The sequence below is a fragment of the Candidatus Chlamydia sanziniae genome (genome assembly GCF_001653975.1).
Classification (GTDB): Bacteria; Chlamydiota; Chlamydiia; order Chlamydiales; family Chlamydiaceae; genus Chlamydia; species Chlamydia sanziniae.
Genome location: NZ_CP014639.1, coordinates 962,650 through 989,314 on the forward strand (window position 1 = coordinate 962,650; position 26,665 = coordinate 989,314).

Here is a 26,665-nt window from a genome sequence, read left to right on the forward strand (position 1 = left end):
GCCCCCTTCCTGTGAGCAAAAAACATACCCGCTTCTCTTCTCAATTAGGATTTGTATTCTCCATGATGGGAATTGCTGTCGGAGCTGGCAATATTTGGCGCTTTCCCCGAATTGTCGCACAAAACGGAGGTGGGTCTTTTATTCTTCTCTGGTTAGGTTTTTTATTTCTATGGTCAATTCCCTTAATTATTATAGAACTTTCCATTGGTAAATTAACCCAAAAGGCCCCTATAGGGGCCTTAATTAAAACTATAGGCCCAAAATGGGCGTGGGCAGGAGGATTTATAACCTTAGTTACAACCTGTATTCTAGCCTACTACTCAACAATCGTAGGCTGGGGATTGAGTTATTTCTATTATGCCCTTTCAGGAAAAATTCAATTAGGTAATAACTTTACTCAATTATGGGAAACTCATTACCAAAGTACTCTACCTCTTTGGTCTCATCTTATTTCCTTAGGACTAGCCTACCTCATTATCCGTAAAGGAATTGTACAAGGTATTGAAAAGTGTAATAAAATTCTTATCCCAGCATTTCTTGTATGTATGCTAGCCTTACTTATACGAGCTGTTACACTTCCAGGAGCTCTTCAAGGAATAAAACAACTTTTTACTTGTGATCGAAGTTCTTTTGTTAATTATAAAGTATGGATAGAAGCCCTTACGCAAAATGCCTGGGACACAGGAGCAGGTTGGGGACTACTACTTGTTTACTCGGGATTTGCCTCAAAAAGAACTGGAATAGTTGCAAATGGAGCGCTTACAGCAATATCCAATAACCTTATTTCCCTAGTTATGGGCATTGTCATTTTCTCTACATGTGCTTCTCTAGATATCCTAGGAACTCAACAATTACAAGAAGGAGTTGGAGCCTCAAGTGTAGGAGTCACGTTTATCTACCTTCCAGAACTATTCACACGACTCCCAGGTTGGTCTTATTTCGCCACCTTGTTTAGCTCCCTCTTCTTCTTAGCGTTCTCTATGGCTGCTTTATCGTCTATGATTTCCATGCTCTTCTTACTTTCTCAAACTTTTTCAGAATTTGGTATAAAAACACATATTGCGGAAACACTCGCAACACTCATCGCATTTATCCTAGGGATTCCCTCAGCTCTAAGCATGAAATTCTTTACTAACCAAGACACCGTATGGGGTATAGCACTTATTGTTAATGGTTTAATTTTTATCTATGCAGCTTTAACTTACGGACTTAAAAAAATAAAAAAAGAAGTTATCAATGCCGTCCCGAATGATATCCATTTAAACCACATATTTACCATCATAGTAAAATATTTGCTTCCTATTGAAGGAATACTTCTTTTGGGTTGGTATTTCTATAAAGGACTATTCCCAGAAAATGACACATGGTGGAACCCTATTTCAACTTATAGTCTTTCAACCCTAATCTTACAGTGGACTATAGGATTCACTATTTTATGGAAAGTAAATCGAAAGTTATATTTAAGATTTATTCGTTCAAACCCAGAAAATTCTTAAAGACAAAAAGTATATGTAGTAGCAAGTATTTTTATTTGAATTGCCATAAACCCAACTATTCCTTATACTCCTTGCACAATCCACTTTTTGCATTGAGGGAATAATCATGACAGCATCCATAGAAACACAAATGCGCAATTTAGATGATCGTTTGGAAGAAGTTGAACATCAAGTCAGTAAATTAGACCCTCTCTCTCAAACAGTGCAAGTGTTATCACTACAAGTCCAAGAGGTGGTAGACAGTTCTATAGAGGGAAAAGTTTCCTCTAATAAAGTAGGACAACTACAAGAGCAGGTAGGACTATTATTACATCTGATACTTGAGGACAATAAGAATAAAGATCCAGCTCCACAACAATTTCATGTATCCAGTACATCCGGATACAAGATTCAACAAAAAGCCCCATCTACTTTGGCTAAAGTTCTCGCAGTCTTATTAACTCTTATTGCCTTAATCGCGCTTACCGTTCTCATTGTTTGTATACTTACTGCTTGCGGAGCCTGTCCTATAGTTCTTTCTATCCTTAATCTCTACACTATCGGAGCCTGTATATCTCTTCCTGTTCTTGGTTCTTTAGCAGTTGGTCTCATGGTTTTATCTATTTTAGGCGCTCAAACAGCAATGAAAAATAAACTTATCATTATTAACAGCTCATCACAATCCTCCTAAAAAGAATTTTATATGAAACCTACTCCTTATTCTACCTCTACTACGCAGACCGAGCTGATTGAAAGTTCAACTTCATCTTCATCTTTTGGTGACTCTAAAGTCGAATTTTTATTAAAAGAAATTTCGACGAAGTTGTCTGCATGTCAATCAGTATTGCTTGCCCGTCCGGCTGTTTCTTTCCCGACACAACAATTAGATTCTACTAGTAGTCCTGCCTTTTCTTCCTTGCTAACAACTCAACAGCAAGTGCACGCAGAATTAACTAGTCTAAGAGCAGAATTAGGTTTAGTAAGAACTTCTTTACTTATCCCCATTAAAACTTCTCCAAGGAGTCGCATAGGCATTATAACTATAACAGCAATACTTCTTGCTATTTCTCTACTCGCTGTTCTTATAATTGTACTCGCTGTTCTTGGTTTCACAGGGATTTTACCTCAAGTTGCTCTCTTACTTGGCTATTCCGACTTACTTTGGGCAACAATAAGTGGATCTATTGTTTTTGTAATTTCTGCTATTAGTGTTATAAGCCTTATAATTACTCAACAGCAGCGTCCTATAACAACTCATACTACTAGTTAATAAAAAAAATTAGCTTACACTTACCGTATCACTTCATACCTCACTTGAAATTAATTACTTTAGTCTTATAAGATATCTTTTTTTGGTAGGTATGAATCATGCGAAAAGCCTTGCGCCTGCTATTTAACCTACATCACGGCGAAGAAAAAAGAGCCCTTCTGTTCCTTTGTCTAGGCTTAGTATGGGGCATGGGTTGCTATGGCACTCTCGCCCTTGCTGAAGGTTTGTTTATTGAAAAGTTAGGGTCCATAGAGTTACCAAAAATTTATTTAGGGTCCTCTTTAATTCTATGTCTTTTTTCTTCCCTTGTCCTTTATAATTTATTTCAAAAACGTGTTTCTCCTAGGACTCTTTTTCTTACTCCAGTGATAAGCACAGTTATATGCAATGTTTATCTTCTATTTTTTTCTATAGTAACAACAGACCTTCCTCGTTTCCCTTTGTTCTTCTATCGTATAATTATTTGGAGTTTAACGATTTTTTCTTATACAAGTTTTTGGAGTTTTGTAGATCAATTTTTCAATTTACAAGATGGTAAAAGACATTTTTGTATTTTTAACGCTATTATTTTCCTTGGAGATGCTATTGGTAGCGGGATCGTTGCTACACTTGTGCACGTCTTAGGAATCCAAGGGATGTTGATTTTATTTAGCATAGCCCTACTCTTAACCCTCCCCATTGTATTTTATGTCTCTAACTCTCTAAAAGCTCTTGTTGATGACCATGACCATTTTCTTGATACAGGACATCCTCCTCGAATTTCTCAAGCTTTAAAGCTTTGTTTTGCAGACAAATATACTTTCTATTTGTTGTGTTTCTACTTCCTCATGCAACTCTTAGCTATTGCAACAGAATTTAATTATTTAAAAGTATTTGAAGTAGTATTCACTTCGAAAGAAGAATTTCATCTAATCGCTCATATAGGTAAATGTGCCCTATGGATCTCTCTTGGAAATATGTGTTTTGCCTTATTTGCTTACAGTAGAATCATAAAAAACTTGGGAATCAATAATGTCATCCTATTTGCTCCTTTATGTTTTCTTAGTCTCTTTTTTTGTTGGATTTTCAATACCTCACTTTGTATTGCTACTATAGCTATGGTTGTCCGTGAAGGAGTGACTTACGCTCTTGATGATAACAACCTTCAACTTCTGATTTATGGAGTCCCTAACAAAATTCGGAGTCAAATCCGTATTGTTATAGAATCATTTATTGAACCTATAGGCATGCTTGTTTGGAGTCTTATTTGTTTTATTGCTCCAAAGCAATTCATTCTTTGCTTGACCATCTCTCTAATAGCTACTGTTCTTGTCTGTTTAGTACGTTCTTATTATGCCAAGGCAATTCTTAAAAATCTTTCATCCCAAGCACTTCACCCCAATAAATTCATGCAAAACTGGATGAAAATAATGAATACAAAACAAAAACGACAAATAGAGCTCTTTCTCTTAGCTCATCTCAAACACCCTAATGAACAACACCAAACTTTTGCATTTCAGCATCTGCTAAATCTTGGCAGTCGCAGCATTCTTCCTAGTCTTCTTGCTCACATGAACAAACTTAGCCTCCCAAATAAATTAAAAACTTTAGATATGCTCAAATTGAGTTTATGGGCTAAAGACTTTCTTACCTTAGAACTCCTTAAACGATGGACAAACACCTTTCCCCATCCAGCAATTGCCACAGCTATCCACCTTTATTTTGCTGAACACAATCTTTTACAAATCACAAACATTGCTGAAGATCTTTATGACGCTGCTGGAGACCGATTATTTGCCGCAATTCTTACTGTACGAAGGCAAGAAACAAGCGGTTCTTATCGTGATCTTGCAGATTCCCGTCTTCAAGAATTATTACAATCCCAAACTCCACAAGCAATTGCTACAGCTCTATCCATATTACGATTAGAAAAAAATCCAGATAATTTTCCTATCCTCCTAGATTTTTTAGATTTTTCCAATAACGATATTCTCATTTTAACTTGTAAAGCCCTCTATACCTCTGTTAGAGTTACTCATAAACCCTACTGCCGTAAACTTCTTCTCGCATTAAAGCATGCTTCTCATAACAATGAAGCCAGTCAGTATTTACTAAAGACAATCAGCATTGCTTTTGATACTAGCCTTGTTAAGCAGCTCCTTATCACAATATTTCAACTTAAAAGCTCTTCTAGAAAATTTGCTGAAATTATGATTGAAAATTTACCTAAAGAAGTTGCTCCCGCATTTCTTCAGGTCCTTATTGATGATACCATACACAACCGTTGTCGTATTTTAGCTGCTAAAGCACTTTGTAAAATCGATAATTGGCTATTGAAAAAACATGCGTATAAATTAGTAAAATTTAAAGCAAGCAAAGCACTATTCTACTCTTACCACAAACATTACATTCAAAAATGCTATCCTTCATACAACCTAAGTTTACTCATCAATACTCTTAACTCTAATTATTATGCTGAAGTAAACTTTATCCTCACACTACTTGGTATTCTAGGATCTGTAGAAGATTCTGATATCCTAATTCGTGCGCTTATAGGGAAAAATCAAAAAATCAAAGCCCAGGCCTTAGAATCACTAGAGAAAAATTGTGACGGTCGCTTATTTTCTTTACTCGAACCCTTCGTAAACCAACCATGCCCGTGTTATAGTGAAAAATATTATTTTAAATGTGGTGTTATTCCTCTAACTCTTAAAGAACTCCTAAACATGATGGAGAACTCCCCTTCATGTTTAAACAAATTGACTGCACAACAACTCAAACAAGAGCTTGCCTACTGCGATACAGACTTCCAATCCCCTAGTATGTATACAAATATTAATCAACAAGAGGAAGAACTGGTGAGTAATAATCCAGACACATTGATTTCTTTCTTTATGATTTAACCTGACAAGGTATCTTTCCTATGAATTTAATTGATCGGGCGTTTCTATTAAAAAAAACTATTATTTTCCATTCTCTTGATATGGATCTCCTTTTAGGGATTGCTGATAAAGCAGAAATCATGATTTTTAAACCGGGGGCAAACATATTTTCTATAGGACAACGAGGCTTTAGCTTTTACATTATTGTAGAAGGTCATGTGATAATTTCTTACGATAAACTCGAAACACCCATAAAATTAAAATCAAAAGACTGCTTTGGAGAAGAGAGCTTATTTAATAATAAACTTAGAGAATACAATGCTTGCGCCAATACACAAGCACGCATGCTTGTTTTAAGCAAAGGACAAATTTTAAACATTATTGAAGAATGCCCTTCAGTAGCCTTATCTTTTTTGGAATTATATAGCAAACAAATAGAATTTAGATTGCCCCTAAGCACAAGAATCCAAATCTAAAAAAATACTATAGAAAAACGGTACGCTACTTTCATAATCGCGATTTAGTATTTAACACACCTATCATTGCAGCGCACCCAAAGAAATACGGGTAAACGTTTATTGTTCAGCTTGACGTCTTCTAATATAGGTCAATACATCACCAACAGTACGGAGTTGTTCTGCGTCTGCTTCAGAAATTTCAAAAGCAAACTTTTCTTCTAAAGTCATAATCAATTCTGTTAAATCTAAGCTATCAGCATTCAAATCCTCAATAAACGAAGAGTTTTCATTAACTTCTTTTGGATCCACACCTAGCTGCTCAACAATAATTGCCATTAAATCATCTTCTAAACTCATTGCTATATCCTGTTACATGTTTAACTACACAATATCTAATAATTCTCATAATAGAGAAGTAAGTTAGTATTGCAAAAACTTACTTTTTCTTCGATGCTTACTTAATAAGTAGTGCCCCCATCCACAGCTAATACTTGTGAAGTTATATACTCAGATAACGGGGAAGCAAAAAATAATGCTACCCGAGCAATATCTTCCGTAGTTCCTGCCCTTCCCATAGGAACGTTCTTAAGCCATTCAGCAGTCACAGTCTCACTCAATACCCTTGTCATGTCTGTATCAATAAAACCCGGAGCTATACAATTTACTCGAACATTTCTTCCAGCCACTTCTTTAGCTAAAGATCTACTAAAAGCAATAACTCCACCTTTGGCAGCAGTATAATTAGTTTGCCCAGGATTCCCCATTTTAGCACCAATAGAAGTAATATTAATGATTGAACCTGAACGCGCCTTCATCATAGGCCGAATTACTGAAGAACAAGTATAATATAAGGAATCTAAATTAGTACGAATCACCATGTGCCAGTCTTCTTCAGACATACGCATAAGCAAATTATCACGAGTGATACCAGCATTATTAATTAAAATATCGATTTTTTGATGACGATCTAAAAAATTTTTTACCGCTTCTTTAACAGCCCCAAAATCACCAACATCTACACGAGCAAATGACACTTGTCCTTGAAGATTGCTCAGAGCACTCGCAGCAGCCTGTCCCCGTTCTTCATTCACGCCCCAAATCTCTACATCAACACCCTGTTCTAAAAATAATCTCGCAATTCCTAAACCAATTCCTCGCGAGCCACCAGTAATAATTGCTTTTTTCCCCGTTAATATAATCTCCATATTAACATACCTCTTCTAAAAAATTTTCAATTATCTCAGTAGTACTAAGACTCTGCGTAGGCTTTGTAAGTCCAATTGAACGATTTAAACCTGTAAGTACTTTACCAGGCCCTAATTCTAAAAATCGATCCACCATGGATTCCATAAAATAGCAACTTTGATACCATAGAGTTGGTGACGTTATCTGACGCGCTAAACAAGTCCGAATTTCTTCAACAGATATTAGAGACTTAGCAACAACGTGTGAAATTAAAGGTACACCCGAATCTTTGATTGGAAGAGTATAAATATAGGGCGCAAGACCATCTTGAGCCGTCTGCATAAAAGGCGTATGAAATGCCCCAAATACTTTTAACCAAATTGCCTTCTTAGCACCTAAAGTTTGAAATAATTCGATAGCCTCTGAAACTTTTTCAACTGTTCCTGCAATCACAAGTTGACTAGGTGCGTTATAGTTTGCTATCCAAATCCCCTCACCTAAGCCTGCTATATGTTGCTCAACAACTTCAGCAGGCAGCCCTAATATGGCTGCCATAGCTCCAGGGCTCTGCTTACAAGCCTCATTCATTAACTCTCCACGTTTCCTAATAAGAGTTAATCCATCTAATAAAGATATCCTATTAGAAGCAGTCAGAGCAGTATATTCTCCCAAACTTAATCCTGATACAACCGTGGGAACAATAGAAGATCGTGAAGAAAGAATACTCACGACTGCCATACTATGAAGATAAATAGCTAATTGACTATGTATAGTTTCCATTAATAATTTTTCTGGTCCTTGAAACATAATCGAAGTTAAGGAAAATCCCAATATTTCATCAGCAAGTGCAAAAATATCCGCAGCTTCTGAATAATTATGAGACAAATCTTTTCCCATACCTACATATTGACTTCCTTGACCTGGAAATAAAAAAGCATACCGTGTGTTCATAAGTCAATCCTTCCCAATTTAAACCTGCTCCAGGATTACTGCACCCCAAGATAAACCCCCTCCAAAGGCTGTTAAAAGCAAATATTGATGTGGATCGATACACTCCGTATGAATCAGTTCGTCTAAGGCAATACCAACAGATGAAGCTGCTGTATTTCCATATTTATGTATGCTCTTAAATACTCTAGAAGGATCAACGTTAAAGCGCTTAGCCATAGCATCAATGATTCTTTCATTAGCTTGATGAGGGACAAGCCAATGAATATCTTCTTCCTGAATGCCAGCCAAAGCAATTGCGGTTTTAGCTGAAGATTCCATACGCCTTATCGCATGCTTAAAAACCTCCTTCCCCTCCATAGCCATATAATGCTTCCCAGAACGTAAAGTTTCCTCAGAAGCGGGGTGACGACTTCCTCCTGCAGGTAAGCTTAAAAGCTCCCCTAATCTACCATCAGCACCTAAACAAACCTGATGAATTTCAAGTGCTCCTGGACGACTTTCTCCAATCACACAGGCAGCCCCGCCATCACCAAAAAGTACACAAGTATTCCGATCCTCATAATTAACAAATGAAGAAAGCTTATCCGCAGCCATTAATAAAACATTTTTATACGCACCCGACTCTACATAAGCCTTGGCTACTGACAATCCATACAAATATCCTGAACAAGCTGCCTGACAATCAAAAGCTGGAATCTCTTCTATTCCCAAATATGCCTGAGCAAGAGTCGCAGTAGAGGGAAAAATATAATCAGGAGCAGCAGTAGAAAAAAGAATACATTCTATTTGATCTTTTCTTAGATTAGAATTTACAATTGCCTTTTTCGCAGCTTGAGCACCCATATAAGAACTATGTTCATGGGGAGCAGCAATTCGACGTTCTCGAATTCCTGTTCTCAAAACAATCCATTCATTAGAGGTGTCTACCATTTTTTCTAAATCAAAGTTCGACAAAACCTTTTGAGGTAAGTATGAACCCGTTGCCCAAATTGCTGCTTTTTTAGTCTTACTCATAGACAAACACAAGGAAAGAAAAAAGCTAGTATACTATTCAAAGAGTTTATACTCTAACTTTAATTTAGTCTCCTAACCAACCTTTGGGGCAAATGTAAAAAATAAAATTCAAAAAAACCATGATAAAGTACCCTGATTATTTATCTAAACTAATTTTCTTTTTAAGAAAGCTTCCTGGAATTGGTTTCAAAACAGCAGAAAAACTCGCTTTTGAACTTATCACATGGGAAAAAGAGCAACTCGAAGCCCTGGGCCAGGCCTTTGAAGAAATTTCAATTGTGCGCAGTAATTGTAGCCAATGTTTCAGTCTAAAAGAAGCACCCGAGGCTGATTGTCATTTCTGTACAAAAGAACGAGATCCTTCCAGTCTATGTGTTGTAGCCAGTCAAAAAGACGTCTTTTTCTTAGAACGCTCAAAAATATTTAATGGACACTATTATGTCCTAGGCTCACTCCTCTCACCAATTACAGGGAAACATATAGACACTCAACGCCTTTTCTTATTGAAACAACGAATTGAAACTCTTTCCTCTAAAGAGATTATTCTCGCCCTTGATGCGACTTTAGAAGGCGATGCTACAGCTCTTTTTTTAAAACAAGAGTTGGTTACACTTCCCATTTTTATTTCGCGTTTGGCTTTGGGTTTACCTGTAGGGTTATCTTTTGACTATATAGACTCAGGAACACTAGCCAGAGCTTTCTCTGGGCGTCATCCATATTAATATTGAAATAAAAGTTCCCTTTCTTAAAATTATTTGCGGCTCCCATTTGGTTTAAATGTCTTTAAAAGCACAACATATTCTAAACGGTAAAGCCTTGTTAAAAAATTCGCCACTCCGTATTTTTGTGCTTACTTCATAAACAAACCTTCTGTCTCAGAAAAGATTCTTTGGAATGCTCATCATGCGAAATAAAATTATTCTGCAGTTCTCCATCTTAGCGTTAATCCAAGCTCCTTTAACTTTATTCTCTGCAGAAAAAGTTAAAGAAGGCTATGCAATTGTAGAATCTATTACGATTACAACAGAAGGTGAAAATGCTTTAAATAAACATGCGCTACCTAGACTAAAAACCCAAAGCGGAGCTTTGTTTTCTCAAATAGATTTTGATGAAGATTTGCGTACTTTAGCGAAGGAATACGATACTGTAGATCCCCAAGTAGAGTTTTTTGAAGGAAAAACTACAATTGCATTACACCTAGTAGCTAAGCCTTGTATTCGTAAAATTCTTATTTTAGGAAATCATGCTATTCCTCAACATAAAATTATCAAAATTTTGCAAATATACCAAAATGACCTTTATGAAAGAGAAAAGTTTCTAAAAGGAATGGATGATTTAAAAACATACTATCTTAAACGCGGCTACTTTGAATCAAAATTAAATTACGATTTCGACCATAATCAAGAAAAAGGTTGTATTGATATTTCGATTCAAATCAAAGAAGGTCCCTGTGGGAAAATCAAACAACTAAAATTTAATGGACTGAATAGTACAGAAAAAGCAGACATTCAAGAATTTATTCAAACAAAACAGTACTCAAAAACTATCAGTTGGTTCACAGGAGCTGGATTATATCACCCCGACATTATTGAACAAGATATTCTAAGTATTACAAATTACCTACATAACCACGGTTATGCTGATGCAATAGTCACTCCACAGTACGAACTCGATGATCAAGGCAACATCTTACTTTGCATAAATGCAGAAAAAGGCTCTCGATATACGCTAGGCCATGTACATATTGATGGTTTTAAAATCCTTCCCAAACGCCTTATAGAAAAACAAATGAGTGTTGCCTCGAATGATCTGTATTGTTCCGACAAAGTATGGGATAGCGCACAAAAAATTAAACAAGCTTACGCAAGGTATGGTTACATTAACACCAATGTTGATGTTCTTTTCACCCCCCATGCTAACCGCCCTGTATATGATATTACTTATCAAGTGAATGAAGGCTCACCTTACAAAGTCGGTTTAATTAAAATTACTGGGAATACCCATACCAAATCTGACGTCATTTTACATGAAACAAGTCTCTTTCCTGGCAATACATTTAATCGATTGAAATTAGAAAATACGGAACAACGCCTACGCAACACAGGTTATTTTCAATCCGTTAGTGTTTATACTGTACGTTCTCAGTTAGATCCTATGGGGAATGCCGAGCACTATCGTGACATCTTTATAGAAGTTAAAGAAACTACGACAGGAAATTTAGGCTTGTTTTTAGGATTCAGCTCATTAGATAATCTTTTCGGGGGTATAGAATTATCAGAGAGCAATTTCGATCTTTTTGGTATCAGACATTTTTTCTCTAAAGGATTTCGTAGCTTACGGGGAGGTGGAGAATATCTATTTTTAAAAGCCAATTTTGGAGATAAAGTTACGGATTATACCCTAAAATGGACAAAACCTCACTTTTTAAATACTCCTTGGATTTTAGGAGTAGAGCTTGAGAAATCGATTAATAGAGCCTTGTCAAAAGATTACGCTGTTCAGACGTATGGTGGAAATGTAAGCACAACTTATATTTTAAATGAGCACCTCAAATACGGGATCTTCTATCGAGGTAGCCAAACAAGTCTTCATGAAAAGCGTAAATTTCTTCTCGGTCCTAATATAGATAATAACAAAGGTTTTGTATCTGCGGGAGGTTGCACTCTAAGTTATGATTCTATTGACAATCCACGTAATCCTACAACAGGAATACGAAGCGGAATCAGCTTTGAAGTTTCTGGACTAGGAGGAACATACCACTTTACTAAGCTCTCTATAAATAGCGCAATATATCGAAAATTTACACGTAAAGGCGTCTTAAAAATAAAAGGCGAAGCTCAGTTTATCAAACCTTATAGCAACACTATAGCAGAGGGAGTTCCTATAAGTGAACGCTTCTTCTTAGGTGGAGAGACGTCTGTTCGAGGATACAAATCCTTTATTATTGGCCCCAAATACTCACCCTCCGAACCTAAGGGAGGACTTTCTTCACTGCTTCTTTCAGAAGAGTTCCAGTATCCTTTAATCAATCAACCTAATGTGAGTACCTTTGTTTTCCTAGATGCAGGTTTTATAGGTCTCAAAGAATATACTATACATTTAAAAGACCTATGCAGCAGTGCTGGAATTGGCTTACGTTTCGATGTAATGAACAATGTGCCAGTTATGTTAGGATTTGGATGGCCTTTCCGTCCTACAGAAATACTCAATGGAGAGAAAATCGATGTATCTCAACGATTCTTCTTTGCTCTAGGAGGCATGTTCTAAAATATAAAAAATTATAAGAGCATCTCTTAAAAAATCTTTGTTGTTTTCAGAGAACGCTTTTTTTGTTACCTTGTAGTCTTTGATTTCTTAATTTAAATGGGTTGTTATGAAAAAATTACTGTTTTGCACTGGCTTTACGATCTTGAGCTTATCCTCCGTAGCTCAAGCTGACATAGGTTATGTGAGTTTAAAGCGTTGTCTTGAAGAATCTGCTTTAGGAAAAAAAGAAAGCGAGGAGCTTGAATCTATGAAGCAACAATTCATGCAAAATGCTGAAAAAATGGAAGAAGAACTTTCCTCCCTCTATGGAAAATTACAAGATGAAGATTACATGGAAAGTCTTTCCGAGACTGTATCAGAAGAATTACGTAAAAAATTTGAAAATCTTTCTGCAGAATATAACGCCTATCAATCACAATACTATCAAACCATTAATCAAAGTAATGTAAAACGAGTTCAAAAACTGATTCAAGAAGTAAAAAGCGCTTCAGAAACTGTACGAGAAGAAGCAAAATTAGAAGCTATTTTTAATGAAGAAGCTATTTTAGCCATTTCTCCAGGCACTGATAAGACTACTGAAATTATTAAAATTCTTGATGAATCTTTCAAAAAAAATAACTAATATCACATAGGATTAAGGAGTTTTCTATGTCTGAAGGACCAGTTTATACTCTTACACAGTTAGCTGAGTTATTGCAGGTTAGAGTTCAAGGAAATTTGGAAACTCCTATTTCCGGCATCGAAGAGATTAGCAACGCTAAAGCACACCACGTCACTTTCTTAGATAATGAAAAATACACGAATTTTTTAAAAACTACAGAAGCTGGTGCAATTATTTTATCTAAATCTCAAGCCATGCAATATGCATATCTAAATAAAAATTTTCTTATTACTTCGGAATCCCCCTCTCAAACCTTTCAAAAATGCATAGAGCTTTTTATTAAACCCGCAGAATCTGGATTTGCTGGCATTCATCCTACTGCAGTCATTCATCCTACCGCTCATATTGGAGCAAACGTTTGTATAGAGCCCTATGCTGTTATTTACCAAAATGCACACATTGGTGCAGGAACATCTATTGGAGCTGGAAGTATTGTTGGAGCTGATAGTATACTAGGAGAGAATTGCTTGATCTATCCTAAAGTTATCATTCGAGAAAGAGTGGTTATTGGAAAACGTGTTATTATTCAACCCGGAGCTGTTTTAGGATCATGTGGCTTTGGTTACATTACCAATGCTTTTGGCCTTCATAAGCATTTAAAACACTTAGGCTCAGTAATCATCGGCGATGATGTCGAAATTGGAGCAAATACAACAATTGATCGTGGACGTTTTAAAAACACAATAATTCACGAAGGTTCAAAAATTGATAACCAAGTACAAATAGCGCACCAAGTTAAAGTTGGTAAACACACTATTATTGTAGCACAGGCGGGTATCGCAGGATCTACAAAAATTGGAAACTACGTGATCATCGGAGGTCAAGCTGGGATTACAGGACATATTTCTATTACAGATCATGTAATCATGATAGCTCAAACTGGTGTCACAAAATCGATCACATCTCCTGGAATTTACGGAGGAGCCCCCGCACGTCCTTACCAAGAAACTCATCGCCTAATTGCAAAAATTCGAAATCTTCCTAAGACTGAAGAAAGGTTGCGTAAACTAGAACAAGAAGTCAAAAGCCTCTTAGAGAAAATTGAAAAATCTTCACTTATTTAATTTATAGCTAGACATGCATAGTATGCATCTTTCGCTTTAACATCAGCACTTTCATTACATTTTTATTCAAAATTTCAGGGCTAATTTCTCCATCATGAACTAGCTGGATGATAACTTTTACCCCAATATGGAACTCACTAAGACTGGAAAATACGAAACATTCCCCTCCAGAATTCAATGCTTTCACTGTCTGTTCCGTACTTGCTAATATAGAAGGACTCATAAATTTTAATGTAGAAAAGTCTACATCTAAAGCTAGTCCCCGAATTGTATTGGCCAGGCTATAACGCAATGCTATAGGACTGCACAAAGAAGCAGCAGGAGAAGGAACATTGTTATCATAAACGCATCCTTGAATGTTTCCGCTAGACTTAAGCTCCTTAATGAGTTTTCTATAATTCAATAGATCTATAGACATAATTTCTTTAAAAATTAAAGAAAACATGACACCGTATTCTTGCAACAAAAAACCCAAATCTTTCCCTAAAACATCCAAATCCTTGCATTCTATGAGAGAAAGCTTTCGACAAGCTAAGTAAAAGCGTAAACTGTGTACAATACTACTTCCTAAAAGCAATGGCAAAGCTAATGCTTTATTTATAGAGCGTATATAAGCACATTGCCTTTCAAAAGGCCCACAAAATAACAACACTCCGCCAAAACCTTCATGATGCTCTGAATAACGAATGATTGCTAAAAAATCTTCCCATTGGACTTCATATGGGGTCATATAAAAAAAAAGTTGTGCTATCCTTTTATCCATAGAAGTCAACATAGCAAACCACTCTTTAGTTTCCTCAAGCTCCTCATTTTTATAAGGCAACCACTGCGTTTTCTTTAAATAATGGCTATGAGTAGACCCTCGACATTGAAATTCCTGTGCTGAAAGGACAATACGTTTTGCAATCGATGAGAGCTTTTGTTCCAATTCTTCATTATCTTTAAACTTATCACCCTTATCACCAAAACGATGATCAAAATTCTTTACTATTCCATCGACCGAGTCCACATAAAACTGGGTATGTCTATTAAACTTACGAAAGACATCCATAGTCTACAGTCCTTATGGTTGTTTGCTGCAATTTTTAATCCAGGGATATTAAAGTTTTCTAGATTTAAAAAAAACTTAATTACTTTTTCTTTAGAATAGCGCTTGTTTTTTCAACCCCTACCTCTTATAATGACAAGGAAACAATTCTTCATGCATCTCCCTTGGATCCAAGCATGTTCAGTTTATCTCCATACAACATAGCTTCTGAGATTACACAAGAAACAACCGTACAAGATGTCCTAGAAACTTATGGTGCTGCAGAATGTACACAATTCCTTAACCAAATGCTTCTGATTCGTGAACTTGAAGTTCGAGGAGAAGAAGCCTATTTAGAAAATCTCGTAGGAGGATTTTATCACTCTTACATTGGCCAAGAAGCTATAGCTACAGCAATACTTGCTAATACAGGAACTGACCACTGGTTCTTCTCTTCCTACCGTTGTCATGCTCTTGCTGTACTTCTTGGTATTCCACTTGAACAAATTGCAGCCGAGCTTCTAGGGAAAGAAACAGGCTGTGCTTTAGGCAGGGGCGGTTCAATGCATATGTGTGGACCTAATTTCCCAGGAGGTTTTGGTATTGTCGGAGGGCAGATCCCCCTTGCAGCAGGAGCAGCATTTACTCTAAAATATCATAAAGAAAAAGAAAAAATTTCTTTGGGATTTATCGGAGATGGTGCCGTTGCTCAAGGCGTATTTCATGAAACTTTAAATTTCGTAGCTCTTCATGACCTACCTCTCATGCTGATTATCGAGAACAATGGCTGGGGTATGGGAACAGCTCTACATCGAGCTATAGCAAAACAGCCCATAGCAGAATCTCAAGGAGCCTCCTATGGAATACGAGCCTTTACCCTAAATGGTTTTGATTTATTTAACTGTCTTACAGGCTTTAAAGAAGCGTATCAATATATGCAAGCTACACGTCACCCCATCCTTATAGAATGTATCTGCTCGCGATTCCGAGGACACTCAATATCTGATCCTAACCTTTATAGATCTAAAGAAGAAATGCAATCTCTTTTAAAAAAAGATCCTATTGTTATTGCTAAAACTTGGTTAATACAGCTAGGAACTTTGACTGAAGAAGAGTTTCAGCATTTACGCCAAGAATGCAAAACAAAAGTCCTTCAAGCCTTTACAAAAGCAAAAGCAGCTAATGATCCATCTACGACTACATTAGAAGAAGGAGTTTATGCCTAAGTACAAAACATTAGAAATTCGAGAAGCACTTCGAGAAGCTATTGATGAAGAAATGTCTCGAGACCTTAATATTTGTGTGTTTGGTGAGGAGGTTGGAGAATATAATGGAGCCTATAAAGTAACCAAAGGCTTATTAGATAAATGGGGTTCTCATAGAATCATTGACACACCTATTAGTGAAGCAGGCTTCACAGGAATTGGCATCGGTGCAGCATTAACAGGACTTCGACCTATCATAGAATTTATGAGTTGGAATTTTTCTTTTGTTGCAGCAGACCAAATTATCTCTCATGCTGCTAAAATGCATTATATGACTGGAGGAATTTTTAATGTGCCCATAGTATTTCGAGGCCCTAATGGGACAGCTGCCCAAGTATCTTGTCAACATTCTCATTGTGTTGAAGCTTTCTACGCCAATATTCCAGGTTTAATCGTTATATCCCCTTCAAATCCCTATGACGCTAAAGGGTTATTAAAATCTGCAATTCGCAATAATAATCCCGTGCTTTTTTTAGAAAATGAACTAGAATATAACCTCAAAGGTGAGGTTCCTATTGAAGAATATCTCATACCTATTGGTAAAGCACAGACAATTCAAGAAGGAAAAGACGTAACTATTATTACCTATGGCCGAATGGTGTCGATTACTAAAGAGGCAGCTGCTCTAGCAAAGCAACAATGGGGATTTTCTATAGAAATTCTTGACTTACGGACTATAAAACCTTTGGATCTTCCCACAATTTTAGCTTCAGTACAAAAGACTTCCCATTGTATTGTCATAGAGGAAGGACATTATTTTGCAGGAATTTCTGCGGAAATTATTTCCTTGATCACAGAACATGCTTTTGATTACCTTGATAGTCCTCCTCTAAGGGTGTGTCAAAAAGAAACTCCCATGCCCTATAACAAGGCTTTAGAATATGCAACACTTCCTAATGTTAACCGAATCGTAGACACCATTGAAAAAGTCATGAGGTAAGTTTATGATTTCGCTATTAAAAATGCCTAAGCTTTCTCCAACTATGAAAGTCGGTACAATCATTAAATGGCATAAACAAAGCAATGAACAAGTACATTTTGGGGATGTTCTCATTGAGATCTCTACAGACAAGGCTGTAGTAGAACACACAGCTACTGAAGATGGTTGGATACGCCAACTCCTTTTTCATGAAGGAGATAAAGTTTCTATAGGGACGCCAATTGCCATATTTTCTACACAACCCGATGAGCTTTTTGACTTAGAAGAACTCTTACCCAAAAAACAAGTAGTGGAAGAAAAATCTTCCCCTATCTCTTCAGAATTTACAGAAAATGTTCCCCCAATAGCATCCCAATCTCATTCTCCTAATCTCATGGCTGTTATGGGATTTAAGCCTGAGCCTCCCTTAACTACTCCCTTAACTTTTAAAAACCCTAATATCCATAGCAAGTTATCCCCCTTAGCAAAACATTTAGCGAAGGAAAAAAACTTAGATGTTTCCTCTCTCCAGGGAAGTGGTCCTGGAGGCCGTATTGTGAAAAAAGATCTAGATAAAGCTCCTCGTAAACACATTGGCGGATTTGGTTATCTTGAAGCTCCTGATATTCCTCCAGGTTTCTATCAAGAAGAAAACCTTTCTCCTATTAGAGAAATTATCTCTCCGCGTTTACAAGCAGCAAAAACATTTATCCCACATTTTTATGTAAGACAACAAATCTACGCAACGCCTTTATTAAATTTGCTTCACGAATTACAAGTACAGGGTATTAAAATTTCTATCAATGATAGTATTATTCGTGCTTGTGCTTTAGCTCTTAAAGAATTTCCTGAGATAAATTCTGGATTTAATAGTGTGGATAATAAAATTATCCGTTTTAAAACTATTGATATTTCAATAGCAGTTGCAATTCCAGATGGAGTGATCACTCCTATTATCCGCTGTGCAGATTGCAAGAATATTGGGATGATCTCAGCAGAAATCAAAAACTTAGTAGAGAAAGCTCGCAACCAATCCCTTCAAGAAACAGAATATAAAGGGGGATCCTTCTGTATTTCCAACTTAGGTATGACAGGAATCACAGAATTCACAGCAATCATTAATCCTCCCCAAGCTGCAATTCTAGCTGTAGGCAGCATTGTAGAACAACCCATAGTTCTCGATGAAAAAGTCGCCATAGGGTCTACCTGTATACTCTCCCTTTCTATAGATCACAGAGTCATTGATGGTTATCCTGCAGCTATGTTTATGAAACGATTACAGAAAATCCTAGAAGCTCCTGCTGTTCTTTTGCTAAACTAATAAGAGTTTTTATTAAATAATTATGCTTCTTTCCCAGAACATGACTTAATAGGTACGTGCCAAATTTTTTTGGCATAATCAGTAATAGATCTATCACTAGAAAAAAATCCCATCCCTGCAGTATTGTAAATAGACTTTTTAGTCCATAGTTCCAATTGAACAAACTGTTCATTAATAGCATTGTGCGTATTAATATACGCTTCTAGATCTGCTAATACAAAAAAAGGATCTCCTTCTTGAAAAAGCCGATGTACAATAGGTTTAAATAAATCCCTATCATTGCTTTCAAAAAAGCCTTGACTTATCATCTCTAATACCTTTTGGATTTTAGGATTTTTATCAGAGATAGCTCGTGGATAGTATTCTCGACGCAATTTAGCGATCTCTTCTTCAAGAAGACCAAAAATAAACATGTTCTCCTTACCGATGTACTCTGCCATTTCTATATTCGCTCCATCCATAGTTCCTATAGTCAGAGCACCATTTAAAGCAAATTTCATATTGCCTGTCCCTGAAGCTTCCATCCCTGCCGTAGAAATCTGCTCAGATAAATCCGCAGCAGGAATGATTGCCTCTGCTATGGAGACACAGTAATTCGGAAGGAAAAGAACTTTAAGTTTATCCTTCATATCAGAATCATTATTTATGTAATTGGCAACACTGTTAATCAGCTTAATAATTAATTTTGCCATAGCATAGCCTGGTGCAGATTTACCAGAAAAAATCACAGTAGTAGGCACCGTAGTTTTCTGAGAATTCTCTTTTAATTCCACATAAGTATAAATAACTCTAAGGATATTCATCAGTTGCCTTTTGTATTCATGAATACGTTTAATATGGCAGTCAAAGAGAGATTCAGGATTTACAAGAATTCCTACTTTTTTATAAATCTTGGTTGCTAGGGCCTGCTTATTTTTTCGCTTAATTTCTTGCCAACGCTCTCGAAAACTTTTATCTTCAGCAAAAGGGCGTATCTCTTTGATTTGGGCAAGATCTGCCATATGACGATCTCCAATCGTCTCATTCAAGAGCTTATCCAAGCGAGGGTTGCAAAGTCCTAGCCATCGCCGAGGAGTGATTCCATTGGTAACATTAATAAACCTCTCGGGGAAAAATTCATAAAATTCTTTAAATAACGTATTCTTAATTAATTCGGAATGAAAAGACGATACCCCATTAATCTTAGCAGAACCGATAACGGCAAGGTTTGCCATGTTTACATGCTTTTCACCTCCTTCTTCTATAATGGATAGGGAGCGTCGTTTGTCTTCATTACCTGGATAACGACGTTGTACTCTTTGTAGCCAACGCGCATTGATCTCATAAATAATTTCCAAATGACGTGGTAATAATTTTGAAAACAAACTCAAAGACCATCGTTCCAAAGCCTCAGGAAGCACCGTATGGTTCGTATAGTTAAAAATTGTATTGGTCATTTCCCAAGCAATGTCCCAGGGGAGCTCCTCCCTATCCACAAGAATACGCATCATTTCTGGAATTCCTAAAGCAGGATGCGTATCATTCAGTTGTACTGACACTTTATTAGGAAGATCATCCAAGGAAATATGAGTTTTAGTATACCTACGGATAATGTCTTGGACAGTGGCAGAAACTAAAAAGTATTCCTGTTTAAGACGTAATTCTTGTCCTTTAAAAATTGCGTCATTCGGATAAAGCACACGAGAAATGTTTTCAACTAAAGCAATATCTTCAATAGCACGAATATAGTCGCCATGGTTGAAATAGTTAAATTCAAAGCCGTGTGGAGACTGAGCTTGCCAAAGTCTCAAAGAATTCACAGTCTCGTTCCCATAGCCAGGAACGGGAATATCATAAGCCATTGCTAAAACTTCTTGCGTGTCGACAAGATCGGCAATTGCTTTTCCATGCTCATTGGTATAATGATTTACACGTCCATAAAAATGGACAGGATAAAGGTACTCTCCACGACAAATTTCCCATGGGTTACCATAGCGTAACCATTCATCGGGAGCTTCTACTTGATACCCATCAATAATCTGTTGATTAAAAATCCCATAATCGTAGCGTATCCCATAACCATAGGCAGGAACAGCAAGAGTTGCCATAGAGTCTAGATAACAAGCGGCTAATCTACCGAGTCCTCCATTTCCTAGTCCAGCGTCAGCTTCCATCTCTACAAGATGATCAAAATCATAATTTAAAATAGCAAGAGCCTTTTTAACTAAATCTAAAATCCCCAAGTTTAAAAGATTGCTCTTTAAACTTTTACCTAAGAGAAACTCCATAGAAAGATAATACACTCGTTTGACATCATTATTGTAATAACTATTTTGAGTTGTCAACCAACCTTTAGCAAGCCATTCCATCACCGTTTTAGCCACAGCCGTAAAAATATCTCGAGGAGAAGCAGATTCTGGAGATTGGACCACGCATAAATATAAGCGATCTAAAATCCCCTTTTTCATAGTTTCGACATTAACTAGGTTTTTATTAAAACTTAAACTATCTTCCACGACAAGACCATGCTTATAAGTGATCCTGTTTTTCATATGTGAAAATCAAAAAAAAAAAAAGCTCTTTCAAGAGTGCATTCAATGTATTAAATTTATTTAAAAAAAAGTTTATAACATTAAAAAAATCTATACGACTTAAGAATCATGAAAAGAAAAAATAATTAGCAAAATTAAGACGTATTTATTTTTAAACATTAGGTTGAATAAAAAAATGTGAAAAAGTACAATTATTGCCCAAAATAACCCTTAATCACCAAAGGTAAGATATGACAACATCAGCAGCACCATCACCTACGTTCAGTCCAATGCAACCAGTACCACCGCCATTAATTTCAAAACATCCTAAGTGCTCTTGGAAATTTCTTAAGCCAATTCTAATTTCATTAATACTTACTATTCTAGCTATTACTTCCGTAGCATTGATTACAACTAGCGGTGTTGTTTTAGGTATAGGAATCGGTATCGTACTTGCTATACAGCTCCTAACTGCAGGAATTGCTCTCGTCTACCTTATCTTTTATTGTAAAAGTAGCTATGAAGCATTAAATAAAAACCACTATATCAAGCTTTAGTTTCTTCTTCTGTAATAAAAAACTCTATACTTTTCTGTATAGAAATCAAGTGTTTGCTAATGTCTTGAATAGCAATAGTGGTGTCATTGTTATTTTTTTCATACTTCTGAGCAATCAGTCGAATGGAAGAAATCACTGTGGAATGATCTCTTGAAAAAATATCTCCAATTTTTGCATAGGATAAAGAAAGCTTTTGACGACATAAATACATGGCTATCTGACGAGGTATAACATATTCTCGAGATTGCGACCGCCCCAAGATACTTTCTTGGGTTACACTATAATATTGTGCAACAGCACGAATAATTCCTGAAGGAGTAAGACGCACACTCTGAGCAGTCTCCAGAATATCTTTCAGAATTGCTTTTATATCATTCTCATACAATAACTGCTGAGAAAGTTTCTTATAAGCTACTCGCTTGGCAAGAAGAGTAATGGCATGAAATAATGCTTTTACATTTGAGGATAAAGCACAAATCAGAAAATCTAAAGCATCCTCTTGAATCCGAATAAAAAGTTGCTCCGTCTGTCTCATTAATAAACTTCTTAAACCTTCTTCTTTTAAAGGATGAATCGGAACCGCAACTCCCCATTCAAAACGGCTAATCAAACGGTCTTCAATAGACTTAAGATCCGCAGGACCATATGAGGATGAAATAACAATCAATTTCCCCTCCATATGCAACGAGTTGAACGTATGAAAAAACTCTTCTTGAGTCGCAGCTTTTCCAGAAAAAATCTCAATATTTTCAATAAATAAAGCATCGACATTACGATAAAAAGCACGAAATCTCTGCATCTCCCCTGAACGAATCGCAGAAACTAGATGCTCTGTAAATAAGTCAGAAGAAACATAGAGAACTTTATTAAGATACTCACGAAGAGCTGTAACTGTAGCTTGCATTAAATGCGTCTTTCCTGAGCCTTCAGAACCACAAAGGTAAATAGGATTAAAAGCAAACTCCTGGCCTTTTTCAGAAACCTTAGCAAATTCTTGCAAAATACGAAAAGGCAAGTCATTTTCAGGCGTTACTAAAAAAGTAGAAAACGTCATTTCAGGATTCACATTTCCGTATTCCATAGTAAAATATGCCGTTTTCTCCTTTTGGATTTGTGAATCTTTATAAAAAGATCTAGCCTTATCAGCAGAGGTCAAATGAACACGAATAGGCTTACTGTTATTATTCACAAGGCTTGTTTTAACCTTATGCTTTACATGCTCTTCAAACCAGGTGACTTGGAACGAATCCTTAGCTTCAAGATATAAATTACAAGCATCAAAGCATAAAACTTTTAATGAGCGTAACCACTTGTCTACAGTACTTCTACCGATTTCTTTCTCTTGTAGCAAAAGAAAATCTTCCCATGCTCGCATAAATTATCAGCTCATATAAATCGCTTATTAAATTTCTATTAATACAATACGACCTTTTTTTCAGTATTAACGGTGTTTTTTCTTATTTAAAATCACTTCATTTTTAAGATGTTTGCCATCTAATATTTTATTTGTTCCCCATTGTTGAACAATCCCTAGGACCATAGAAGAAAGCCAGTAAATGTTCAATCCTGAAGGAAAATTATAAAACATAGCAGTAAACAAAATTGCCATCATATTGCCCATAGCTTGCTGTTGCCGTTGCTGATCAGTGACTACCTTATGAAAGGCTACCATTTTCTGTTGTGCAAACATAACAATTCCTAATAGAATAGGTAATAAGTGAAACTCATTACCAATAAACCATACAGAAGTCTTCCAAGAAAATAAAACATCAGGCGCAGTTAAATTATCAATCCAACCGGGAATAAATGACGCCCCTCTCAATAAAAATGATGATTTCAATAAATCAAACATAGCAATTAAGAAAGGTAACTGTATTAACAAAGGAAAACATCCTGTAATAGGATTAACCTTATTTGTCTTATACAAAGTCATGATTTCCATTTGAGCCCGCTTTGGCTCATTTTTGTACTTCTGTTGAATCTGCTGAATATGGGGTGATAATATTTGCATACGCCGCATGGAACGTATAGACCATGCGTTTAATGGATATAAAAGAAGCTTTAAAAACACAGTTAATAAAATAATAGAAATTCCCCAAGAACCTGTAATTATCTTGAAAAATTTCATAATAATGAAAAGTAAACTAGCAAAAGGTGCAGTAATAAATACAAAGATCCCTCGGAAAGAAATGCTATCAAGATAGTGAGGGTTCTCTCCTTTAATACCAGTATACGTCTTATCTAAAACTTTCAGTGTCGGCTCAGCTAAAGGCCCTGCATAAGTTAAAAACCGATAAGATCCTTTACTTTTAGGAAGTGGTAGTAAAATTTCATATCCAGGATATTTAGAAGCTGGATATGCTTGATTTCTGGCTTTTAAAGCAGATAATCGTGTGGGAACTGTAGATCCCGGAATATAAAGAGCCCCATAACCCGCAGGAATATCCATTAAAGGAGTTAGGATAATACCAAAATAACCATTAGAATTTAACACCCATTGGGGATACACACCACTACGTAAAATTAAAGAATCTTTTGCCTTAGGAAGCTTTACTTTATCCAATTGCCCTTTGTTTTTATTAATCACCCAATATTTCATTGTTGGGTTAAAAGCATTGGACATAATTTCTACCTCAGGGACCCCTGAAGTCAACCAAATATCCTCAACTTCTTCAGCTAATACAATTTCTGTTTCAAAAGCATAGGGCTGTTGTGAAGCGTCAGAAGGTAACCTATAAATTTTCTGTACTGCTCCATTACGGCTTTCTAAATGAATATATTCAGAAGTGAAAGTTAGAACACGATATCCAAGAGCAAACGGAGTAGCCAACTCCCTTCCTGATACAATATTCAATGCATGATATTCTAATGGTGTAGACTGTTTACCCTCGCTCAAAAGCCCTCTACGCAATAAAGGATAGTACCCACCATTTGTATTCTCCATCTTTTTTCCGTTAGGAAGCTCAGAATAAAATCCGGGAAAAATAGCTTCAGGCGATGTCTGTGCTGCTAATTCTCTATCAAAACCAATTTCATTCACTATGCTTTCATTATCTACAGAAGCAAACGGTAGATTGATCCCCTCTATGGAGCCACTTTCCTCAGAAATCACAATCTGTATATAGTCATTAGATAAAACATAGTGGCTAGTGCTATCTAGAGACTTTCCCAAATCTTGATCATCTCTAAAAATCACAGCTTGGGTTATAGGTAAATTTAAAGTAACCAGTCTTTCTTCTTTAGAATCATAAATACCCAGAGGTAAGTATTCATTTCCAGACCTCCAGAAAACAAGAGAAGTTCCAAAAATTGTGCTATCCTTATTCACAACTTTTCCTTGTCTATACTCACCCAAAAAAACGAGCGGCTCTTTATTATTACGAAATTCAACAACCAAAACAGGCAAGTTCTCTACTAAAGGAAGAAATACCTTTCCTGGATTCATAAAAGACGTAGAAGAAAGGTTAGAACTATATAATGCAACATGGACATGATCAAATGCATGGGTTTGATCCACTAAACTCCAAGATTGTCCTTCAGAATAAATTGCTTGAGCTGGATCTCCAGTATTTAAAAGAAAAAGATGTCCTCCCATACGTACAACGTAGTGATTTCTCTCTTGTTCTTCATCAGGAGAGGTACTCCAAGAAGTGACACTCAATCCCACAGATTCTGTAGCTACTAGTGCTTGTTTAGAAATAACTCGTTGTTTCTCTGCCAATCGTTTGCAAGAACGGAAATCTTTATAACCAAAAAATAATTGACATCCGACAAAAGCAATACCGATTAACGAAACAAATAACAAAGCACGCTTATTCATCTGCTAGCTCTAAAAAATAAACTAAAAAAACAAAAATATCATAAATCGATTTATCTCCCCTAGGAGAATTCTTAGGATAAGATAGATTATGCCTTTCTTAAATCAAAGATGTGCCTTTCCTATTTCTCAAGAAACACACCACTCCTAAGACCACACCAAAAACAAATAAAGGAAAAGAAAGAATTTGACCAATAGTAAGCAAACTATTTTCACTCACAACTGTTCCCTGATGTGTTTTGACATATTCTGCACAAAAACGAATCAGCGCAATTCCAATACAAGCAAACGCAGTTACATAACCTTTACCCAATTTTAAATAACGCTTGTAAGTAAGAAAATATAAAAGCCCAGAAAGCAGTAAATAGCCAATCCCTTCATAAAGCTGCACAGGATGTACAGGAACACCTGACTTTCCTTGTACAGAATTAGAAAAAATAATTCCCCAGGGCAATCTAGTGGGTTTTCCTATAATTTCTTGATTAAAAAGATTCCCTATACGAATCAAAAATGCGGTAATTCCAAAAACAGCTCCGCACAAATCCATAAGAAATAAAAAAGTAAGCAGTGGTATTTTTTTCCGATACTTCCGAGTAAAAATTATAGCCTCCAGAATCAAACCAAAAATACCTCCATGACTCGCCAATCCCCCATGCCAAACTTTAATAATTTCTTGGGGATGTTCTAAATAAAAACTCCAACCATAGAATACCACGTAAGCCAGGCGAGCCATCGGAAGAATAAATAAAATAGAGTATAAAGCGAAATTTTCTATGGCTATTTTCAAATCACTCTTCGAAAATTGTATCCTATAAGTGGCATTATAGTAAGAGAGTCCCAAATAAATTGACAAAATACTTGCCAACAAAATGCCAAGAGTAAAAAACACTCCGTACCAAGTCAGTTGTAAAGGAAAACTCTTTGAAGTCCACAAAACTTTTGAATACGTCCAATTTATCGCAGCTACAATAGCTTGCATGATTTAATACCAAATAGAAAAAAAATCAAAATCCCTATATAATAGGACAATTGAAAATAAGTGC

The 26,665-nt window shown here is 36.2% G+C and carries 22 protein-coding genes; 13 read left to right on the forward strand and 9 right to left on the reverse strand.

Translation table 11 applies throughout. From position 1 onward, the window contains the following. Positions 1-11: 11 nt before the first annotated feature. From Cs308_RS04205 to Cs308_RS04225, 5 genes are all read left to right on the forward strand, one after another. A complete protein-coding gene (locus tag Cs308_RS04205; protein ID WP_066482932.1) occupies positions 12-1,496 on the forward strand; it encodes a sodium-dependent transporter in 1,485 nt (494 codons plus the stop codon). 106 nt (positions 1,497-1,602) lie between these two features. Then, positions 1,603-2,166, forward strand: a complete 564-nt coding sequence (gene incB / locus Cs308_RS04210; RefSeq protein ID WP_066482933.1) for an inclusion membrane protein IncB — start codon at positions 1,603-1,605, stop codon at positions 2,164-2,166. A 12-nt stretch (positions 2,167-2,178) separates the two neighbouring features. Continuing rightward, positions 2,179-2,745 carry a hypothetical protein gene (locus Cs308_RS04215; protein ID WP_066482935.1) on the forward strand — a complete coding sequence of 189 codons (567 nt, stop codon included), beginning with the start codon at positions 2,179-2,181 and terminating at the stop codon, positions 2,743-2,745. Positions 2,746-2,843: 98 nt separating this feature from the next. Beyond that, complete coding sequence (locus tag Cs308_RS04220) at positions 2,844-5,627, forward strand: MFS transporter (RefSeq protein ID WP_066482938.1); 2,784 nt, start codon at positions 2,844-2,846, stop codon at positions 5,625-5,627. 20 nt (positions 5,628-5,647) lie between these two features. Next, the gene (locus Cs308_RS04225; protein ID WP_066482939.1) at positions 5,648-6,082 is read left to right on the forward strand and encodes a cyclic nucleotide-binding domain-containing protein; all 435 of its coding nucleotides are present in this window, start codon (positions 5,648-5,650) and stop codon (positions 6,080-6,082) included. 99 nt (positions 6,083-6,181) lie between these two features. Here the strand turns inward: Cs308_RS04225 and acpP are convergent, their stop codons facing one another. The 4 genes from acpP to fabH form a co-directional block, all read right to left on the reverse strand. Further along, positions 6,182-6,421, reverse strand: coding sequence for an acyl carrier protein (gene acpP, locus Cs308_RS04230; protein WP_066482943.1), 240 nt, complete (start codon positions 6,419-6,421; stop codon positions 6,182-6,184). A 101-nt stretch (positions 6,422-6,522) separates the two neighbouring features. Then, complete coding sequence (gene fabG, locus Cs308_RS04235) at positions 6,523-7,269, reverse strand: 3-oxoacyl-ACP reductase FabG (RefSeq protein ID WP_066482945.1); 747 nt, start codon at positions 7,267-7,269, stop codon at positions 6,523-6,525. A 1-nt stretch (position 7,270) separates the two neighbouring features. Beyond that, positions 7,271-8,200 (reverse strand): ACP S-malonyltransferase, encoded by a 930-nt coding sequence (gene fabD / locus Cs308_RS04240; RefSeq protein WP_066482950.1) that lies wholly within the window; start codon positions 8,198-8,200, stop codon positions 7,271-7,273. Between the two features lie 18 nt (positions 8,201-8,218). After that, entirely contained in the window at positions 8,219-9,214 is a 996-nt protein-coding gene (gene fabH, locus Cs308_RS04245) for a ketoacyl-ACP synthase III (RefSeq protein ID WP_066482952.1), read from the reverse strand. Positions 9,215-9,333: 119 nt separating this feature from the next. On the opposite strand from fabH, the gene recR reads away from it, so the two are divergent. From recR to lpxD, 4 genes are all read left to right on the forward strand, one after another. Next, entirely contained in the window at positions 9,334-9,936 is a 603-nt protein-coding gene (gene recR / locus Cs308_RS04250; RefSeq protein WP_066482953.1) for a recombination mediator RecR, read from the forward strand. Positions 9,937-10,108: 172 nt separating this feature from the next. Then, positions 10,109-12,481 (forward strand): outer membrane protein assembly factor BamA, encoded by a 2,373-nt coding sequence (bamA, locus tag Cs308_RS04255; protein ID WP_066482955.1) that lies wholly within the window; start codon positions 10,109-10,111, stop codon positions 12,479-12,481. A gap of 106 nt (positions 12,482-12,587) precedes the next feature. Next, the gene (locus Cs308_RS04260) at positions 12,588-13,103 is read left to right on the forward strand and encodes an OmpH/Skp family outer membrane protein (RefSeq protein WP_066482957.1); all 516 of its coding nucleotides are present in this window, start codon (positions 12,588-12,590) and stop codon (positions 13,101-13,103) included. A 26-nt stretch (positions 13,104-13,129) separates the two neighbouring features. Beyond that, entirely contained in the window at positions 13,130-14,206 is a 1,077-nt protein-coding gene (gene lpxD, locus Cs308_RS04265) for a UDP-3-O-(3-hydroxymyristoyl)glucosamine N-acyltransferase (protein ID WP_066482959.1), read from the forward strand. A gap of 7 nt (positions 14,207-14,213) precedes the next feature. Here lpxD and Cs308_RS04270 read toward each other — a convergent pair whose 3' ends face one another. Continuing rightward, the gene (locus Cs308_RS04270) at positions 14,214-15,257 is read right to left on the reverse strand and encodes a hypothetical protein (protein WP_066482961.1); all 1,044 of its coding nucleotides are present in this window, start codon (positions 15,255-15,257) and stop codon (positions 14,214-14,216) included. Positions 15,258-15,430: 173 nt separating this feature from the next. Between Cs308_RS04270 and Cs308_RS04275 the strand changes: the two genes are divergently transcribed. Genes Cs308_RS04275 through Cs308_RS04285 form a run of 3 tightly spaced genes read left to right on the forward strand, consistent with a single transcriptional unit; the run spans position 15,431 to position 18,738 of the window. Beyond that, complete coding sequence (locus Cs308_RS04275; RefSeq protein WP_066482962.1) at positions 15,431-16,459, forward strand: thiamine pyrophosphate-dependent enzyme; 1,029 nt, start codon at positions 15,431-15,433, stop codon at positions 16,457-16,459. Next, complete coding sequence (locus tag Cs308_RS04280) at positions 16,452-17,438, forward strand: alpha-ketoacid dehydrogenase subunit beta (protein WP_066482964.1); 987 nt, start codon at positions 16,452-16,454, stop codon at positions 17,436-17,438. The genes Cs308_RS04275 and Cs308_RS04280 overlap by 8 nt, the downstream gene beginning before the upstream one ends. A 4-nt stretch (positions 17,439-17,442) precedes the next feature. Beyond that, a complete protein-coding gene (locus Cs308_RS04285; protein ID WP_066482967.1) occupies positions 17,443-18,738 on the forward strand; it encodes a pyruvate dehydrogenase complex dihydrolipoamide acetyltransferase in 1,296 nt (431 codons plus the stop codon). A 20-nt stretch (positions 18,739-18,758) separates the two neighbouring features. Here Cs308_RS04285 and Cs308_RS04290 read toward each other — a convergent pair whose 3' ends face one another. After that, complete coding sequence (locus Cs308_RS04290; protein WP_197481310.1) at positions 18,759-21,185, reverse strand: glycogen/starch/alpha-glucan phosphorylase; 2,427 nt, start codon at positions 21,183-21,185, stop codon at positions 18,759-18,761. A 314-nt stretch (positions 21,186-21,499) separates the two neighbouring features. Between Cs308_RS04290 and Cs308_RS04295 the strand changes: the two genes are divergently transcribed. After that, positions 21,500-21,805: a hypothetical protein gene (locus Cs308_RS04295; protein WP_066482973.1), complete on the forward strand. Its 306-nt coding sequence runs from the start codon at positions 21,500-21,502 to the stop codon at positions 21,803-21,805. Here the strand turns inward: Cs308_RS04295 and dnaA are convergent. From dnaA to Cs308_RS04310, 3 genes are all read right to left on the reverse strand, one after another. Beyond that, positions 21,795-23,180, reverse strand: coding sequence for a chromosomal replication initiator protein DnaA (dnaA, locus tag Cs308_RS04300; RefSeq protein ID WP_066482977.1), 1,386 nt, complete (start codon positions 23,178-23,180; stop codon positions 21,795-21,797). The two genes, Cs308_RS04295 and dnaA, sit on opposite strands and share 11 nt — an antisense overlap. A 66-nt stretch (positions 23,181-23,246) precedes the next feature. Beyond that, positions 23,247-25,625, reverse strand: coding sequence for a membrane protein insertase YidC (gene yidC / locus Cs308_RS04305; protein ID WP_066482979.1), 2,379 nt, complete (start codon positions 25,623-25,625; stop codon positions 23,247-23,249). 97 nt (positions 25,626-25,722) lie between these two features. After that, entirely contained in the window at positions 25,723-26,601 is an 879-nt protein-coding gene (locus Cs308_RS04310) for a prolipoprotein diacylglyceryl transferase (protein ID WP_066482983.1), read from the reverse strand. Positions 26,602-26,665 lie beyond the last annotated feature (64 nt).